This window comes from Streptomyces venezuelae, assembly GCF_008642315.1.
GTDB lineage: Bacteria > Actinomycetota > Actinomycetes > Streptomycetales > Streptomycetaceae > Streptomyces > Streptomyces venezuelae_D.
Map to the genome: position 1 here is coordinate 6,254,829 of NZ_CP029192.1, position 16,613 is coordinate 6,271,441.

At 73.6% G+C, this 16,613-nt stretch carries 13 protein-coding genes and 1 riboswitch; of the genes, 6 read left to right on the forward strand and 7 right to left on the reverse strand.

The genetic code is table 11. From position 1 onward, the window contains the following. Nucleotides 1–91 precede the first annotated feature (91 nt). The gene (locus DEJ48_RS27435) at nucleotides 92–1,399 is read left to right on the forward strand and encodes an alpha/beta hydrolase (protein WP_150218904.1); all 1,308 of its coding nucleotides are present in this window, start codon (nucleotides 92–94) and stop codon (nucleotides 1,397–1,399) included. Nucleotides 1,400–1,483: 84 nt separating this feature from the next. On the opposite strand, the gene DEJ48_RS27440 is transcribed toward DEJ48_RS27435, so the two are convergent. The 7 genes from DEJ48_RS27440 to DEJ48_RS27470 all read right to left on the reverse strand — a co-directional run bounded on the left by DEJ48_RS27440 (nucleotide 1,484) and on the right by DEJ48_RS27470 (nucleotide 9,662). Then, nucleotides 1,484–1,939 carry a lytic transglycosylase domain-containing protein gene (locus tag DEJ48_RS27440; protein ID WP_150218905.1) on the reverse strand — a complete coding sequence of 152 codons (456 nt, stop codon included), beginning with the start codon at nucleotides 1,937–1,939 and terminating at the stop codon, nucleotides 1,484–1,486. 345 nt (nucleotides 1,940–2,284) lie between these two features. Then, complete coding sequence (locus DEJ48_RS27445; protein ID WP_411757490.1) at nucleotides 2,285–3,178, reverse strand: ECF transporter S component; 894 nt, start codon at nucleotides 3,176–3,178, stop codon at nucleotides 2,285–2,287. Beyond that, nucleotides 3,118–5,043, reverse strand: coding sequence for an ABC transporter ATP-binding protein (locus DEJ48_RS27450; protein WP_150218907.1), 1,926 nt, complete (start codon nucleotides 5,041–5,043; stop codon nucleotides 3,118–3,120). Before DEJ48_RS27450 ends, DEJ48_RS27445 begins: the two co-directional genes overlap by 61 nt. Further along, nucleotides 5,040–6,383: an energy-coupling factor transporter transmembrane component T gene (locus tag DEJ48_RS27455; RefSeq protein WP_150218908.1), complete on the reverse strand. Its 1,344-nt coding sequence runs from the start codon at nucleotides 6,381–6,383 to the stop codon at nucleotides 5,040–5,042. The genes DEJ48_RS27450 and DEJ48_RS27455 overlap by 4 nt, the downstream gene beginning before the upstream one ends. A gap of 42 nt (nucleotides 6,384–6,425) precedes the next feature. Then, nucleotides 6,426–7,100, reverse strand: coding sequence for an SCO2322 family protein (locus DEJ48_RS27460; protein WP_223832221.1), 675 nt, complete (start codon nucleotides 7,098–7,100; stop codon nucleotides 6,426–6,428). Continuing rightward, nucleotides 7,097–8,326 carry a prenyltransferase/squalene oxidase repeat-containing protein gene (locus DEJ48_RS27465; RefSeq protein WP_150218909.1) on the reverse strand — a complete coding sequence of 410 codons (1,230 nt, stop codon included), beginning with the start codon at nucleotides 8,324–8,326 and terminating at the stop codon, nucleotides 7,097–7,099. The genes DEJ48_RS27460 and DEJ48_RS27465 overlap by 4 nt, the downstream gene beginning before the upstream one ends. A 143-nt stretch (nucleotides 8,327–8,469) precedes the next feature. After that, nucleotides 8,470–8,551: riboswitch (cobalamin riboswitch) on the reverse strand. Between the two features lie 55 nt (nucleotides 8,552–8,606). Next, nucleotides 8,607–9,662 carry an MBL fold metallo-hydrolase gene (locus tag DEJ48_RS27470; RefSeq protein WP_150218910.1) on the reverse strand — a complete coding sequence of 352 codons (1,056 nt, stop codon included), beginning with the start codon at nucleotides 9,660–9,662 and terminating at the stop codon, nucleotides 8,607–8,609. A gap of 188 nt (nucleotides 9,663–9,850) precedes the next feature. On the opposite strand from DEJ48_RS27470, the gene DEJ48_RS27475 reads away from it, so the two are divergent. The 5 genes from DEJ48_RS27475 (at nucleotide 9,851) to DEJ48_RS27495 (ending at nucleotide 16,515) form a co-directional block, all read left to right on the forward strand. After that, nucleotides 9,851–11,317, forward strand: a complete 1,467-nt coding sequence (locus tag DEJ48_RS27475; protein WP_150218911.1) for an aldehyde dehydrogenase — start codon at nucleotides 9,851–9,853, stop codon at nucleotides 11,315–11,317. Next, the gene (locus DEJ48_RS27480; RefSeq protein ID WP_150167258.1) at nucleotides 11,317–11,550 is read left to right on the forward strand and encodes a ferredoxin; all 234 of its coding nucleotides are present in this window, start codon (nucleotides 11,317–11,319) and stop codon (nucleotides 11,548–11,550) included. The genes DEJ48_RS27475 and DEJ48_RS27480 overlap by 1 nt, the downstream gene beginning before the upstream one ends. A 219-nt stretch (nucleotides 11,551–11,769) precedes the next feature. Then, a complete protein-coding gene (lanKC, locus tag DEJ48_RS27485) occupies nucleotides 11,770–14,484 on the forward strand; it encodes a class III lanthionine synthetase LanKC (protein ID WP_150218912.1) in 2,715 nt (904 codons plus the stop codon). 55 nt (nucleotides 14,485–14,539) lie between these two features. Continuing rightward, nucleotides 14,540–14,665 carry a SapB/AmfS family lanthipeptide gene (locus DEJ48_RS27490; RefSeq protein WP_150218913.1) on the forward strand — a complete coding sequence of 42 codons (126 nt, stop codon included), beginning with the start codon at nucleotides 14,540–14,542 and terminating at the stop codon, nucleotides 14,663–14,665. Nucleotides 14,666–14,787: 122 nt separating this feature from the next. Continuing rightward, entirely contained in the window at nucleotides 14,788–16,515 is a 1,728-nt protein-coding gene (locus DEJ48_RS27495; protein ID WP_150218914.1) for an ABC transporter ATP-binding protein, read from the forward strand. Nucleotides 16,516–16,613: the final 98 nt, after the last annotated feature.

Sequence of the window (16,613 nt, forward strand, 5' to 3'; positions counted from 1 at the left end):
AGGCGGTGGGCGCGGGTGGCGTCAGGCACACCCCGTGGCCGGGGGGTTCTCGGATGTCGCCCGCGCGGTGACTCTTCGTAACGTCGTCCCCATGAACGCCGAGCGCACGAACACCACCAACTCCACCGCCGGCAAGGCCCGTTCCGTACGCCGCGGGGGCGCCGCCCTCGCCGCGCTGACGCTCGCGGGCCTCGCCGGACTCACCGCCGCGCCCGCCGCGCAGGGCGCCGAGGGCGCCGGTACCGCCGACGGCCGCCCGGCTGCCGTCGCACATCACACCGGCCGGGGCGCCCTCCTGCGCGTCACCCCGGTCGCCGACCTGAGCCGCGCCGAGGTCGCCGCCTTCCTGAAGAAGGGCGAGTTCGGCACGGAGACGGTGCGGTACGGCGTGCGGGCGTACCGCCTCACCTACCGCACCGTCGACACCCAGGGCCGCCCCACCACAGCCACCGGCGTGTTCGTGCTGCCCAAGGCGCAGTCCGAAACCGAGCGACACCGCGCCCTCGGCCTCGTCTCCGACGCCCACGGCACGATGGTCCACCGCGACTACGCGCCCTCGGTCAGTGAGGACTTCGGTCGGCTCAGTCCCTACCTGCACGCCGCCGCGGGCAAGGCCGTCGCCGCGCCGGACCACCTCGGGCTCGGCAAGGGCCCCGGCGTCCACCCGTACATGGACGCGCGCTCGGCGGTCACCGCCTCCGAGGACATGCTGCGCGCCTCCCGGACCGCGGCCGAGCGCGAGGGGCGCACCCTCTCCGGAGACCTGTACCTCACCGGCTTCTCGCAGGGCGGCCAGGTGGCGATGGCCCTCGCGCGGGAGGCGCGCCGCGGGCTCGCCGGGTTCACCGTGCGGGCCGTCGCCCCCGTCAGCGGCCCCCACGACCTGTCCGGCGCGGAGATGCCCGCCCTCTTCGACGGCCGGGTCAACGACACGAGCGCCGTCTTCTACCTCTCGTACTTCCTGGTCGCCCAGAACCGCCTGCACCCGATCTACAAGGACCCCTCCGACGTCTTCCGCGCCCCCTACGCGGACGGGATCGAGCGGCTCTTCGACAGCCGCCACAGCGAGGAGGAGGTCATCCCCGCACTGCCCAAGACGCTGAAGGAACTCCTCACACCCGACTTCTACGACCGCTTGCGGCACCCGACGGGCGGCCTGCTGGCGGCGCTGGCGGCGAACGACGGTTTCTGCGACGGGAAGCCGGCGGCTCCGGTACGGCTCTACGCCGCGCGCGGCGACACCGACGTGCCCATCCAGAACGCCCGCAGTTGCGCGGCGGCCCTGGCCGCGCACGGGGTGCGGGCGCCGGTCCTCGACCAGGGCGGGGTGACGCACATGGAGTCGCTGGGGAAGGCGGCGCCGAAGGTCGCGCGGTGGTTCGTGAGGGTGGAGGCATAGGCGGTACGCGAGAGAGGCGGCAACCCGCGAAGGGTTGCCGCCTCTCTCAGTGGTGGTTCTTCAGTGGCGGTTCGCGCCGGCTGCTCAGTACCAGCCGTTCGCCTGCCAGTGGTTCCACGCGTCGACCGGGCTGCCGTAGCGGTCGTTCATGTACTTCAGGCCCCACTCGATCTGGGTCTCCGGGTTGGTCTTCCAGTCCGCACCCGCGGACGCCATCTTCGAGGCGGGCAGGGCCTGGACCAGGCCGTAGGCGCCGGAGGAGGAGTTCGTGGCGCTCGGGTTCCAGCCGCTCTCGTGCGAGACGATCTTGTCGAACGCGGCGAACTGCGCCGGGTCCGGGATCTTCTTCTTGGCGATCGCCTTGGCGGAGGCCGGGGCGGCGGCGGGAGCGGCGGCCGGGGCGGCGGCCTTCGTGGTGGTCGGGGTGGCTGCCTGGGCCGGGGCCGCGGCGAAGACCATGCCGGAAGCGGCGACGGCGACGAGACCGCCGGTGATGGCCTTCTTCGGGGAAGCGATGCGGCGGATGAGCGAGGCGGACACGGAGGACCTTCCGGTGGGGGACGGGGCTGTCGCGGTGCACGCCGTCCGACACGGAAGTGTGGGGGACATGCGGCGGCGCCGAGGCCCGGGTGGGCTGTCGGCGCCGTGCGACTCATCCAGAGAAGCAGGGCTGTTACGTCGCCGCAATGACCCCATTTACTAGTTGAAGTCGCATCCGAGACGAATGTCCTTCATGTGACCTGGCTCTCAATGCGCAGGTCAGGGCGAAGATTGACGCATGTACATCAAGGAGCGTGATCTACGGGCCTCCTTCGTAGAGGACCAACGTCCTGTGGGCCGCCTCACTCGCGAAGCGCCTCGATGTAACGGAGTGCGTCGGTTGCCTTACGGCTCGGGTGCCTCGAATGTGACCGGCGCCTCGAACGCGGCCCGGCGCGTGGCCCTCCGCAGCGCCTTCAGGACGGCGGGGCCGAGCGCGAGGCTCAGCAGCACGGTGACGACCGCCCGCGGCAGGTCCCAGCCCAGCGAGGTCGCCAGGCAGTACGCGACGAACCGGCCCAGGTTCTCCACGACGGGGTCGCCCGGCACGAACGAGACCCCGGTCGCGAGGCCGCCGAGGTAGGGCCAGCCCTGGAGGTTCATCACCGTGCCGTACAGGACCGAGGCCACTGCCCCGTACCCCGCGAGCAGCCACAGCTCGCCCCGCCCCCGCAGACGCTCGTGCCCCGGGAGCAGCCCCGCGCCCATGCAGACCCAGCCCATCGACAGCATCTGGAACGGCATCCACGGCCCCACGCCGCCCGTCAGGAGCGCCGACGCGAACATCGACACCGCCCCCAGCACGAACCCGAAGCCGGGCCCGAGCACGCGCCCGCTCAGCACCATCAGGAAGAACATCGGCTCGATGCCCGCCGTCCCCGCGCCCAGCGGGCGCAGCGCGGCGCCCGCCGCGGCGAGCACGCCGAGCATCGCGATGGCCTTCGCGTCGAGACCGACGTCCGCGATGGTCGCCACGACGACGGCGAGCAGCAGCGGAAGCAGGGCGGCGAAGAGCCAGGGCGCGTCCTGGGCGTGCTCGCTGAGCCCCGAGTCGCCCGCGGCGAGCAGCGGCCACCCGAACGCGGCCACGCCGACGGCGCTGACCAGGGCGAGAGCGGCGATCGAGCGGCGGCCGAGACGGATGGGCCGCGCGTGGGGGCGCGCCTCGGGGACGACCGTCACGAGGTCTCGCCCCCGCCCGCGTCCAGGGCCCGGCGGACTTCCGGGACCGTCAGCCATTCCTGGGGCGCCAGGATCTTCGTGACCTGCGGCGCGAAGGACGGCGACGACACCACGATCTGCTCGGTCGGGCCGTCCGCGACGACCTCGCCGTCCGCGAGGATCACCACCCGGTGGGCGATCTCGGCCGCCAGCTCCACGTCGTGCGTGGCAAGCAGGATCGCGTGCCCCTCGGCGGCGAGCCCGCGCAGGACCGTGACCAGCCGGGTCTTGGCCGCGTAGTCGAGGCCGCGCGTCGGCTCGTCCAGGAGCAGCAGCGGCGGGCGCGTGGTCAGGACGATGGCCAGGGCGAGCGTCAGACGCTGACCCTCGGAGAGGTCACGGGGGTGCGTGTCGTCCGCGATGCCCGGCAGCAGCTCGTCCACCAGGGCCCGGCAGGTGCCGGGCGCCGCGTCCGCGTCGTGGTCGGCGGCCGCGCACTCGGCGGCCACGGTGTCCGCGTACAGCAGGTCGCGCGGCTCCTGCGGGACGAGGCCCACGTGGCGGATCAGCTGCCGGGGTGACGTGCGGTGGGGGACGGCGCCGCCGACGCGGACGGTGCCCGATGTGGGTTCGAGGAGGCCGACGAGGGTGGACAGGAGCGTGGACTTCCCGGCGCCGTTGCGGCCCATCAGGGCGACGGTCTCGCCGGGGGTGACGGTGAGGTCGACGCGGCGCAGCGCCTCGACGCGCCCGCGGCGCACGGCGAGCCGTTCGACAAAGGCACCCCCTGCCTCCTGCGGTGCCGAGGCCGCACGTTCCTTGCGCAGTCCGGACCGTCGGGGTCCGGCGCCCGGCTCGGCGGGTGCGTTGCTTCGCGGTTCGGTGCCTGCGAGGTGTTCGGGGGAGGCTGCGGCGGTTTCCTGTGGTGCTGCGGCCGTACGGTCCTTGCGCGGTCCGGGCCGTCGGGGTCCGGCGCCCGGCTCGGCGGGTGCGTTGCTTCGCGGTTCGGTGCCTGCGAGGTGTTCGGGGGAGGCGCCACCCGCCTCTTGTGCTGCCGTGGCCGTACGTTCCTTGCGCGGTCCGGGCCGTCGGGGTTCCTCGGCCGGCGTCCCCCTTCTCGGTTCCGCGCCCGCGAGTCGCTCCCGCAGCGCGCCCGCCCTGCGCCGTGCGTCCCGCACGGTCAGCGGCAGTGGGGACCAGCCCGCGATGCGGCCGAGGGCGACCACGGGCGGGAAGACGGGGGAGCGGGCCATCAGCGCGGCCGGGTCGCCGAGCACCGGTGCCTCGCCCGGCGCGGCGAGCAGCAGCACCTGGTCCGCGTACTGGACGACCCGCTCCAGGCGGTGCTCGGCCATCAGCACGGTCGTGCCGAGGTCGTGCACGAGCCGCTGGAGCACGGCGAGGACCTCTTCGGCGGCGGCCGGGTCGAGGGCGGACGTCGGCTCGTCCAGGACGAGGACCTGAGGGTGCGGGGTGAGGACCGAGCCGATCGCGACGCGCTGCTGCTGGCCGCCGGAGAGGGTGGCGATGGGGCGGTCGCGCAGGTCGGCGAGGCCGAGCAGGTCGAGGGTCTCCTCGACGCGCCGCCGCATCACGTCCGGGGCGAGCCCCAGCGACTCCATCCCGTACGCCAACTCGTCCTCGACGGTGTCCGTCACGAAGTGCGAGAGCGGGTCCTGGCCCACGGTGCCGACGACGTCGGCGAGCTCGCGCGGCTTGTGCGTACGCGTGTCGCGCCCCGCCACGGTCACGCGCCCGCGCAGGGTGCCCCCGGTGAAGTGCGGCACGAGCCCGCTGACGGTGCCGAGCAGCGTCGACTTCCCGACCCCGGACGGCCCGACGAGCAGCACGAGCTCGCCCTCGGGGACGGTCAGGTCGACGCCTTGGACGGTGGGTCCGGACGCCGCGTCGTAGGTGACCGACACATCCTCGAAGCGGATCATGAGGTCTCCTCGGAGGAAGTGGGGGAGGGGGCCGGGCGCGGGGACGTCGCTTCGGCGGTGGGCGGACGCGTGCGCCAGGCGGCGGGTGAGGGCCGCGTCCGCGGGGCGGGGGCGGGCCCGGTCGTCTCCGGCGCGGGCGGCTCCGTGCCGGGCGGGGTGGGCGGTGGGTTCGTGCGACCGCCCGTCCCGCGCGGAACGGGCGCGGCGGGCCGGGCGCTGTCGGGCGGCACCGGGGCCACGAACGCGGGGAGGAGCCCGAGCAGGACCGCCGCCGCAGGCCACAGGGGCAGGGCGGGGGCCACCAGCGGGACGACTCCCGGGTGCAGGGCCGCCGGGTCGTGACTGGTGGCCCAGATCATCAGGGCCGCCACCGCGATCCCGGACCCGGCGACCAGCCAGGCGCGGGCGCCCCACGGGTCGGGGCGGTAGCGGGTGCGCACCGAGCGGCGGCCGCCGAGCCGCAGTCCCGCCAGCGCGGCGAGGAGACCGACGATCAGGGCGGGCAGGCCGTACGACGTGCCTTGTGCGGTCAGGAGTCCGTACGTACCCACGCAGACACCCATGAGGCCGCCGAGGGTGAGGACGGAGGTCGCTCTGCGGACCCCCGCAGGGACGGGCGACGTGCGGCCGAAGCCGCGCGCGTCCATCGCGGCGGCCAGCGCGACCGACCGCTCCAGCGCGCCTTCCAGGACGGGGAGGCCGACCTGGAGGAGGCCCCGGATGCCCCGGTCGGGGCGGCCGCGCAGGCGGCGCGCCGCACGCAGGCGCTGCACGTCCACGATCAGGTTCGGCGCGAACGTCATCGCCACGACGACCGCCACCCCGACCTCGTACAGCGCACCCGGCAGCGACTTCAGCAACCGTGCCGGGCTGGCCAGCGCGTTCGCCGCGCCGACGCAGATCAGCAGGCCGGCGAGGCGGATTCCGTCGTAGAGCGCGAAGGTCAGGCCCTCCGCCGTCACCCGGCCGCCGATCCGCACGCCCTTCGCCCAGTCGGGCAGCGGCACCTCGGGCAGCGTGACGACGACGTGCGTGCCGGGGATCGGCGAGCCGAGCACGATCGCGAAGACCAGCCGGATCGCGATGACCACCAGGCCGAGCTTCACGAACGCGCCGTACGACTTCGCCCACGGCGCCGACGTCCGCCGCGCCGCCACCACGTAGCCCGCGACGCCGATCAGCAGGCCGAGCAGCAGCGGATTGGTGGTGCGGGACGCCGCGGTGCCGAGGCCGATGGCCCACACCCACCACGCGCCCGGGTGCAGCGCGTTGCCGCGGTGCGCCTCGGGGGCGAGGCGGCGCCGCAGGAGGGCGGGCGCGCCGCTGCCGTGGTCCGTCATGGTGCTGTCCGTGTCGTGTCCGTTGTCCGTACGGGCCGCGCGTCAGGCGCGGCGGCGGCGGGCCTGCCAGATACCGGCACCGCCGAGCAGGACGACGGCGGCGATCCCGGCGACCAGGCCGACGGAGGGTCCGCCGTCGTCGCCGTCGCCGCCACCGGGCGTGTTCCCCGGCTGCGTCTTCGTCTCCGTGCCCGCGCCGTCGGAGACCTGCTCGCCGCAGCCCGTCTTCGGGTAGCCGTCGATCGCGCAGAGCAGCGCCTTGCTGTCGTAGCGCAGCGGCTCGGCGACGGAGGCGAGCGCCTCCGCGCTGGTGGCGTCCTCGCCGACCTGCGCGCAGGCCGTCCGCTGCTTCGGCGGCGTCTCGCCGCCGGGGGCGTCGCCCGCCGTGCCGAAGTCGACGACGAGGCCGACGCGCTTGCGGCCGTCCTTCGCCGGGGTGTCCCGGCAGATGGCGTCGAAGTCGGCGGGGCCGCGCGGCTTCGCGGAGTCCTTCGAGTCGTCGGAGACCGAGAACCGGAAGCCCTGCACGTCCCCGTCCTCGGGGCGCGCGGTGCCGGGACCCTGGCTTGCGTACGTCCACTCCTTGCCGTCCCGTTCCCAGAACGACCAGTAGCGGTAGCCGGCGGCCTGGGCGGGCGCGGCCGCGAGGACGCCGAGCAGCGCGGCGAGGAGTGCCGCGAGGGCGAGGCGGCCGCGCCGCACCCGGCCCCGCGTCACGGCTGCTGCTTCTTGCGGTTGCCGCTGTACAGGAAGCCGATGCCGATGCCGGCGACCATGCCGACGCCGACGATCCACCAGACGCTGACGCCGCCGTCGTCGTCCTTCTTCTCGTCCGCGTCGGACGCGGACTTGGCGGAGGTCTCGGGGGCCGGACCGGTGGCGTTCAGCTGCTTGACGAGGTCGGCGCCGCCGAAGTCGCGCGCGTCCATGCCCGCCGCGTGCGCGGCGAAGATCAGCTGGGAGTACGCCGCCGGGCCCGACTGCTTCGCCCAGTCCGCGGAGTTCTTCGCGAGCCACTCGGCGGACCGCTCGGCCCGCTCCTTCTGCCCGGCGGCGGCGAGCGCGAGCACGGAGTCGGCGGTGTTGCCGAAGTCCGGCTGGTCCGTGGAGCCCGGCATCGACGACATCAGGTGGTCGTCGCTCTTGCCGAGGGTGTCGAGCAGGTAGCCGACGCCGTTGCTCGCGGCCTGCGTGGCGGTGTCCGGCTTCGCGCACTTGGGCGCGGCGTCATCGGACTTCTTGGGGGCGGTCACGACCAGGCCCTTGCCGAGGCTGCCGAGCACACCCGCGGCGGTGGCGTCGGCGTTCGGCGCGAGCTTGCCGGACTTCATGTCGGCGAGGCCGAAGGCGCCGCCGTCCTTGCCGCAGTCCATGGCGAGCTTCGGCAGCGCGTCGTAGGCGGACTTGCCGTCCTGCGACTTCACGTCGGCGGGGTTGCGGCCCGCGGCGACGAGCGCGCCGACCACGATGCCGGTGGAGTTCGCGTCGGAGGGCAGCCCCGGGTTGTAGCCCCAGCCGCCGTCCTTGTTCTGCACGGACTTCAGCCAGTCGACGCTCTTCTTGACCGTCTTGTCCTGGCCGCCGAGCGCGGCGAGTGCCTGCACGGCGGACGCGGTGGAGTTGCTGTCGACCGCCGTCTTGGAGTTGCAGGGCTCGGTCGAGTCCGCCCGGTACGCGGCGAAGCCGCCGCTCGCGCACTGCTGGCCGGTGAGCCAGTCCACGGCCTTCGCGGCGGGCTTCACGCCCTCGGTGTCCTGGGCGAGCAGGGCGTACGACTGGCGGAAGACGCCGTCGAACTTCGGGTCGGTCTTGCCGTAGAGGCCCGAGGGGAGGGCGGCCGACGGCGACGGCTTCGCGTCGTCCGCGAAGGCGGCCGGTGCCGCGGCCGAGCCGAACACGGCGACGGCGGCGGCCAGGACCGCTGCGCTGCGACGAACGTTCATGATGGGGCGGGTTGCCTCTCCCTGCGGGGAGCGGGGCGGCACGGACCGTGCGAGCACGGCGACCGGGCGGCTCCGGCTCCGTATACCTCGACGGTGCCGCTCATCGGGGGCCCCGATGAAGCGAGCCGGTCACGTTCCGCGCCGGGCATTCCGGCTCACGGGTCCCTAAGGTTCGGGCCCGTACACGGCTGCGGGTCAGCGCCGGACTTGCACCGGCTTCCCCCTGGCGGACGTGAGGACGACGCCCTCACTCTACCGGCCGGTCCGCGCACCTCTCGGGTCACACCGCCACGAACGCGACCGGATCGCTCCCCGGCACGACCTCCGCACGCCCCAGTTTCACCAGCCGCCGCACATGGGCCTCGGCCTCCGAGACGGCGATGGTCCTCGACCCGTAGGGGATTTCGTCCCAGGGGCGGTTCCACTCCATGCGGGCGGCGATCCGCCAGGGGGTGAGGGGCTCGGCGAGCAGGGCGAGGAGTCCGGTCAGGCGCTCCTCGTGGTGGGCCAGGAGCTCGTCGACGCGGGCGGGCGCGTCGGTGAACGTGCGCTGGTGGGCGGGGAGGATCTCCGCCGGGTCGAGGCGGGCGACGCGCTCCAGGGAGTCCAGGTAGTCGCCGAGGGGATCGGTGACGGTCTCCGAGTCGGGGTCCTCGTACAGGCCGATGTGCGGGGTGATGCCGGGCAGCAGGTGGTCGCCGGAGAAGAGGCGGCCGTTGCCGCGCAGGCCCGCGGGGTGGTCCTCCTCCAGGTGGAGGCAGACGTGGCCGGGCGTGTGGCCGGGTGTCCAGATGGCGCGCAGGCGGCGGCCGGGCAGGGCGAGGAGTTCACCCGGGGTGATGGAGCGGTCGGGCAGGGCGGGGGCGAGGCCGGGGAGCTTGCGGGGGCGGCCCTCGTCGCGGGCCCGGATCAGCGGGGCGACGTGGTCGGGTGGCGCGCCGGCGGCCGTGAGCTTGTCCACCAGGTACGCGTACCAGCGGTCCGGAGGGTTCGAGCGGGTGCGGCGCACCACCGACGCGTCGGCGTCGTGCATGGCGATCCACGCCCCGGAGGCGTCGCGGACCTGCCCGGAGAGGCCGTGGTGGTCGGGGTGGTGGTGGGTGATGACGACGCCGTGCACGTCGGCGACCGCGATGCCGCACGCGGCGAGCCCGGCGACGAGGGTGTCCCAGGAGGCCGGGTCGTCCCAGCCGGTGTCGACGAGGACCGGCCCCGCGTCGGTGTCCAGGAGGTGGACGAGGGTGAAGCCGAGCGGGTTGTCGGGGATCGGGACCTTGATGCTCCAGACGCCGCCGCCGTGCTCGGTCACCGGCGGCTCTGTCACCTGCGGGGTCATGAGGGCCTCGTCTCTCGTCGCCGGTCCCCTCGCCGGGGGCCATCACTATAACTAGAACTAGTTCCAATAGTCGCCCAAGTCGACTGCTTGGAGGCTGTGTTGCCCCTTCCGTCCGTGGACTCCACGAACTAGAACTGGTATCAGTTCTGAGACGGTGTCAGGAAACGCTCCGCAGGAGGCAGTCAGCCATGACCGAGCTCGTGGAACACGGACAGCTGTTCATCGGCGGGGAGTTGGTCGACCCGCTCGGCAAGGACGTCATCGACGTCGTCTCCCCGCACACCGGAGAGGTCTTCGCCCGCGTGCCGCACGCGGCCCCCGCCGACATCGACCGCGCCGTCGCCGCCGCCCGCGAGGCCTTCGAGCACGGCCCCTGGCCGCGCATGACCCTGGACGAGCGCATCGAGGTCGTCACGAAGATCAAGGACGGCTTCGCGGTGCGCCACGAGGAGATCGCGCGCGTCATCAGCAGCGAGAACGGCACCCCCTACACCTCCAGCGTCATGATGCAGGCCCTCGCCGCGATGATGGTCTGGGACGCGGCGATCACCGTCGCCCGCGACTTCCCGTACGAGGAACAGCGGGACGGCGTCCTCGGCAAGCTGCTCGTCCGGCGCGAACCGGTCGGCGTCGTCGCGGCCGTCGTGCCGTGGAACGTCCCGCAGTTCACCGCCGCGGCCAAGCTGGCGCCCGCCCTGCTCGCCGGCTGCCCCGTGATCCTCAAGACCTCCCCGGAAGCGCCCCTGGACGCCTACATACTCGCCGAGCTGGCCGCCGAGGCGGGCCTGCCCGAAGGCGTGCTCTCCATCGTCTGCGCCGACCGCGAGGTGAGCGAGTACCTCGTCGGGCACCCCGGCGTCGACAAGGTGTCCTTCACCGGCTCCGTCGCCGCGGGCAAGCGCGTCATGGAGGTCGCCGCCCGCAACCTCACCCGCGTCACGCTGGAGCTCGGCGGCAAGTCGGCCGCCCTCGTCCTGCCGGACGCCGACGCGGCGACCGCCGTCGCGGGCATCACCCCGTTCGCCTGGATGATCAACGGCCAGGCCTGTGTGGCCCAGACCCGCATCCTCGTGCCCCGCACCCGCTACGACGAGTTCGCCGACGCCTTCTCCGCCGCCGCGAGCGCCCTCAAGGTCGGCGACCCCCTCGACCCCGCCACCGAACTCGGCCCGCTCGTCGCCCGACGGCAGCAGCAGCGCTCCCTCGACTACATCCGCATCGGCCAGGAGGAAGGCGCCAAGATCCTCGCGGGCGGCGGCCGTCCGGCCGGACTCGACCAGGGCTGGTACGTCGAGCCGACCCTCTTCGGCGGCGTCGACAACTCGATGCGCATCGCCCGCGAGGAGATCTTCGGCCCCGTCATCTGCCTGCTGCCCTACGGCGACGAGGACGAGGCGGTGGCGATCGCCAACGACTCCGACTACGGGCTCAGCGGCAGCGTCTGGACCGCCGACACCGAGCGCGGCATCGGCATCGCCCGCCGGGTGCGCACCGGAACGTACTCCGTGAACACCTTCAGCATCGACATGCTCGGCCCCTTCGGCGGCTACAAGAACTCCGGCATCGGCCGCGAGTTCGGCCCCGAGGGATACGGCGCGTTCTTCGAGCACAAGATGATCCATCTCCCGGCCGGCCATGAGGGGAGCGGTGCCTGATGGGTGACCGCTGGCACGTCGAGGTCGACCGGTCGGTCTGCATCGGCTCCGGGATGTGCGTGCTCACCGCGCCCGGCGGCTTCGCACTGGACACCGCCCGCCAGTCGCACCCCACCGCCCCCGAGACCGACGCCAACGAAAAGGTCCTCGAAGCGGCCGAGGGCTGCCCCGTCGAGGCGATCACGATCACGCTGGCCCACGGCGGGGAGGTCGTGTTCCCGCCGGAGGAGTGACCCGGCACGTTTCCGACTCGTTGACACCCGCGCCCCGTTCCTCCTCATGACGGCGCGGGTGTCGCCATTTGTCCGGGCCGCGGATATTCTGTGCTCTCGAACATGAGCGAACGTGACTTTACCCATGCGTTCCGCACGGCGTTCTGATGACAGTCGTGACTGTTCCGTCCCCTGGCGCCCTGGAAATCTCTCTGCCACGCCGAGCGGAGAGGGGACGCCATGGACAAGCGGTACGAGGTCTACTGTCTGGCCGACAGGCATTTCTACGAGACCCCGGACCGGCTGTCGTCCAAGGGCGCCCCGGGCGCCACCGAGTTCCCGGTGGCCGGCAGGACCGTCCCCGAGGGATGGCGCTCCGGACGCGTCGGCGACTGGCTCTCCCTCGTCCCCGTGGACGGCGAAGGAGCCGCGCTGCCCGCGCCCCAGCAGGGCTGGAAGATCCACGTCTCCGCGACGCTGGAGAACGCGGACCGCGTCGCCTCGATCGTCTGGGACTACTGCGTGCCCCGCCGCATCCCCTTCAAGTTCGTGCCGGGCAGACACCTCCTGCACCTGCGCAACAGCAAGTACGCGGGCCGCGACCACAGCGGCAAGGCCGTCACGGTCTACCCGGCGGACGAGGCGCAGCTCCAGGAGATCCTCGACGACCTGGGCGACCGCCTGGAGGGCACCGAGGGCCCGTACATCCTCACCGACCTGCGCTGGCGGCAGGGCCCGCTGTACGTCAGGTACGGCGCGTTCACCCGCCGCATGTGCGACAACGGCAAGGGCACGATGGTGCCGGCCATCGAGGACGGCGACGGACAGCTCGTCCCCGACCCGCGCGACCCGGCCTTCAAGGTCCCCGCCTGGGTGACGCTGCCCTCGTTCCTCGAACCGGCGCTCGCGGCCCGCAACACGACGACCGTCGCCGACCTGCCGTACCGCATCGAGAAGGCACTGCACTTCTCCAACGGCGGCGGTGTCTACGCGGGTACCGACACCCGCGACGGCCGCAAGGTCGTCCTCAAGGAGGGCCGCCCGCACGCGGGCCTCGCCGCCGACGGCGCCGACGCCGTGACGCGCCTCGAACGCGAGAAGGCCGCACTGGAGAAGCTCTCCGGACTCGGCGTCGCCCCCGAGGTGCGCGACTGGTTCCTCCTGGACGGTCACCGCTTCCTCGTCATGGACTTCCTCGAAGGGTCCACCCTCAACTCGTTCTTCGCGCACCGGCACCCGCTGTGCACCAGCGAGCCGGACCCCGCGGCCATCTCCGAGTACACGGCGTGGGCGCTGCGCATGCACCGCGCCGTCGAGGACGCCGTCACCGCCGTGCACGGACGGGGCGTCGTCTTCAACGACCTGCACCTCTTCAACATCATGGTCGCGCCCGACGAACAGTCCGTCTCCCTCCTCGACTTCGAGGCGGCGGCGGCCGTGGGCGACGGGGGCCGCCAGGTCGTCGCACACCCCGGATTCCTCGCGCCGCCCGACCGCACCGGCACCGACGTCGACCGCTACGCACTCGCCTGCCTGCGCCTCGCCCTCTTCCTGCCGATCACGTCACTGCTCTCCATCGACCGCGGCAAGGCAGCGCACTTCGCCCAGGTGATCGCCGCCGAATTCCCCGACGTCCCCGAGGAGTTCCTGGCCGAGGCCGTGGCCGAGATCGAACACGGTCCACGCGGCCGTGCCGGGGGACCCGAGCGGGCGCCGGTCCGCGCAGCGGGAGACACGGAGGCCCCGGTGGGGGGCGTCCTGAAGGGGGACCGGACCGGCGCCACCCGTCACACGGCCGGGGCGACCGCGCCCCTGGTCGACCCCGCCGACTGGCCCTACAGCCGCGACTCGATGGTCAAGGCCATCCTCGCCTCGGCCACCCCCGAACGCGACGACCGGCTCTTCCCCGGCGACATCGCGCAGTTCGCCGACGGCGGCGGACTCGGCCTCGCGCACGGCGCGGCCGGCGTGCTGTACGCCCTCGCCGAGACCGGCGCCGAGCGCTACGAGGAAGGCGAGCGCTGGCTGCTGAAGCACACGGAGCCCACGCCGCGCGGCACACCCCTCGGCCTGTACGACGGACTCGCGGGCGTCGCCCACGTACTGGACCGCCTGGGCCACCGCACCCGCGCCCTCGACCTCACCGGCCTCGTCCTCCAGGAGAAGTGGGAGCGGCTCCCCTCCGACCTGTACGGCGGCCTCGCCGGACTCGGCCTCGCCCTGGACTCCCTCGCCCACAGCACGGGCGAGGAGGAACTCGCCCGACACGCGCTGCGCGCCGCCGACGTGCTCGGCGCACGCCTCACCGCCGACAGCGCCGCCGACCAGGGCAAACGCCGCCGCGCCGGCCTGCTGCGCGGCGCCACGGGACCCGCACTGCTCTTCCTGCGCCTGTACGAGCGGAACGGCGACTCCGCCCTCCTCGACCTGGCGGCCCGCGCCCTGCGCGCCGACCTCGGCCAGTGCGTCACCCAGGAACGCGACGGCAGCCTCGCCGTCAACGAGGGCTGGCGCACCATGCCCTACCTCGGAGACGGCAGCGTCGGCATCGGCATGGTCATCGACGACTACCTCGAACACCGGGCCGACGCGGACTTCGAAGCGGCACGCCCCGGCATCCTCGCCTCCGCACGCTCACGCTTCTGCGTACAGCCCGGCCTGTTCCAGGGCCGCGCGGGACTCCTCGCCCACGTCAACCGCAGCACCACCCCGGGCATCACGCCCGAGGACGTCGCGGAGCAGGTCGAGGCGCTCGGCTGGTTCGCCATGGCGTACGCGGGCCAGCTGGCCTTCCCCGGACACCAGATGCTGCGGCTGTCCATGGACCTCAACACCGGGACGGCGGGCTGCCTCGTCGCACTCGCCGGCGCCCTCGGGGACGACGGAGCACACGTCCCCTTCCTGCCGCCCCTTCGGCGGCCCCAGAGCCGGTCCCGCCTCACAGCGGGGTCGTGACACAACCCCATAGGGATATGCGATCCGCAACTCCCCCAAAAGAGAGGGAAGTTTCATGGCACTCCTCGACCTGCAGAGCATGGAATCCGACGAGATGACGGGCGGCGGCCACGGTGGCGGCGGCAGCCAGGCCAGCCTGCTCCTCTGCTGGAGCGACGCGAGCATCGTGCTCTGTCTCTGAGGCTTGTCCCCAGATGAACGGCTAGGCGTTTGAAGGCCCGGGCGGGCCCCTCACGGGGTGCCGCCCGGGCCCGCACCTGCCACCGCCTACGGCCACGACGAGGCGACGGAGACCCGTACCGCATGGCGACGACCACCACCCGCCCAGAGCAACCCGCCGCATCGGCGCACCTGTTGGGCGCCGCGACCCGCTACAGCGCGGCCCGCTGCACGGTCCTCGCCCTCTGCGCCGTCGCGGGCTCGGGCGCCGCCCTGCTCCTGCCGCTCACCATCGGCCGCGCCCTGGACGCCATCCTCACCGGCCACCTCACCGGCCGCGGCGACACCGACGCCACCCGCTGGATCCTCGCCTGCGCCGCACTGATCGGCGCCAGTGCCCTCCTCGACGCCCTCGACGGCGTCCTCACCGGCACCACCAACGCCCGCACCACGGCCTGGCTGCGCGGCCGCGTCGTCCGCCACGTACTCGCCGTCGGACCGCGCACCACCGCCCGCTTCGCCCCCGGCGACCTCGTCGCACGCCTCATCGACAACGCGGCACACGCCGGCATCGCACCCGCCACCGCGGCCGCGCTCCTCGCCGCCCTGGTCACACCCGTCGGCGCCGTGGTCGCCCTCGCCCTCATCGACGGCTGGCTCGCCGTGGTGTTCGTCGTGGGGGCACCCGTCCTCTTCTTCCTTCTGCGTGCGTTCGTGCGCGTCTCTTCCGACTGCGTGGCCCGCTACCAGCAGGTCCAGGGCGACATCGCGGGCCGCCTCGGCGAGGCGATCGGCGGCGCGCGCACCATCGCCGCGGCGCACACCGAGGACAAGGAGACGGCGCGGGTCCTGCGGACGCTGCCCGAACTCTCCCGCCAGGGGCACCGGATGTGGCGCGTCCAGGGCCGCTCCCAGGCGCAGGCCGTCGCCGTCGCGCCGCTCCTGCAGATCGCGGTCGCCGCGGTGGCGGGCCACCTCGTGCTCCAGGAGCGCATCAGCGTCGGCGACCTGCTGGCCGCATCCCGGTATGCCGTGCTCGCCACGGGCGTCGGCATGCTCGTCGGCCAGCTGGGCGGCCTGGTCCGGGCGCGGGCCGCGGCACGGCGCCTGGGCGAGGTGCTCGCGGAACCCGAGACGGCACACGGAACGGAACAACTACCCCCGATGGGCGGCCGGTTGGAGCTGCGCGGCGTACGGGCGAGCCGTGGCGGACGCGCCGTGCTCGACGGCGTCGACCTGACGGTCCCCGCGGGCTCCACGGTCGCCGTGGTCGGCCGCTCAGGTGCCGGAAAGTCCCTGCTCGCCGCAGTCGCGGGCCGCCTCGCCGACCCCGACGAAGGGGACGTACGCCTCGACGGCGCGCCCTTGGACTCGCTCAGCCGCGAGGAGCTGCGCCGCGAGGTCGGCTATGCCTTCGAGCGGCCCGCGCTGCTCGGCGGCACCCTGGAGCACACCATCGGCTTCGGCGCCCCCCGCCCGGCACCCGAACGCGTCCGCGAGGCGGCCCGCGCCGCCCGCGCCGACTCCTTCATCACCCGCCTCCCCGAGGGCTACGCCACGCCCTGCGCCGAAGCGCCCCTCTCCGGAGGAGAGGCCCAACGCCTCGGCCTGGCGCGGGCGTTCGCACGCGGCGGCAGGCTCCTCATCCTCGACGACGCGATGTCCAGCCTGGACACGGTCACCGAGCACCACATCGCCGAGGCCCTGCTCCGCCACACCCCGCACCGCAGCCGCCTGATCATCGCCCACCGCGCGGCGACGGCGGCCCGCGCGGACACGGTGGCCTGGCTGCACGAGGGCCGGATCAGGGCGCTGGGCACCCATGCGGAACTGTGGCAACGGGCTGAGTACCGGGAGGTGTTCGGCGCGTGAAGCGGTCTTCCCGGGCCACGTCGGCCGCACCGGGCCCCTACCGCAGGGGCGTCCGTTTCCTGTGGCGCAGGTGGCCGGTCGTGGTGCGGCTCGCGCTC

Bases quoted from the DNA above. Each gene is read 5' to 3' on its own strand.
- DEJ48_RS27435 (WP_150218904.1), top strand. From the start codon at position 92: ATGAACGCCGAGCGCACGAACACCACCAACTCCACCGCCGGCAAGGCC.
- DEJ48_RS27445 (WP_411757490.1), bottom strand. From the start codon at position 3,178: ATGGCTGACGGTCCCGGAAGTCCGCCGGGCCCTGGACGCGGGCGGGGG.
- DEJ48_RS27450 (WP_150218907.1), bottom strand. From the start codon at position 5,043: ATGATCCGCTTCGAGGATGTGTCGGTCACCTACGACGCGGCGTCCGGA.
- DEJ48_RS27455 (WP_150218908.1), bottom strand. From the start codon at position 6,383: ATGACGGACCACGGCAGCGGCGCGCCCGCCCTCCTGCGGCGCCGCCTC.
- DEJ48_RS27465 (WP_150218909.1), bottom strand. From the start codon at position 8,326: ATGAACGTTCGTCGCAGCGCAGCGGTCCTGGCCGCCGCCGTCGCCGTG.
- DEJ48_RS27470 (WP_150218910.1), bottom strand. From the start codon at position 9,662: ATGACCCCGCAGGTGACAGAGCCGCCGGTGACCGAGCACGGCGGCGGC.
- DEJ48_RS27475 (WP_150218911.1), top strand. From the start codon at position 9,851: ATGACCGAGCTCGTGGAACACGGACAGCTGTTCATCGGCGGGGAGTTG.
- DEJ48_RS27480 (WP_150167258.1), top strand. From the start codon at position 11,317: ATGGGTGACCGCTGGCACGTCGAGGTCGACCGGTCGGTCTGCATCGGC.
- lanKC (WP_150218912.1), top strand. From the start codon at position 11,770: ATGGACAAGCGGTACGAGGTCTACTGTCTGGCCGACAGGCATTTCTAC.
- DEJ48_RS27490 (WP_150218913.1), top strand. From the start codon at position 14,540: ATGGCACTCCTCGACCTGCAGAGCATGGAATCCGACGAGATGACGGGC.
- DEJ48_RS27495 (WP_150218914.1), top strand. From the start codon at position 14,788: ATGGCGACGACCACCACCCGCCCAGAGCAACCCGCCGCATCGGCGCAC.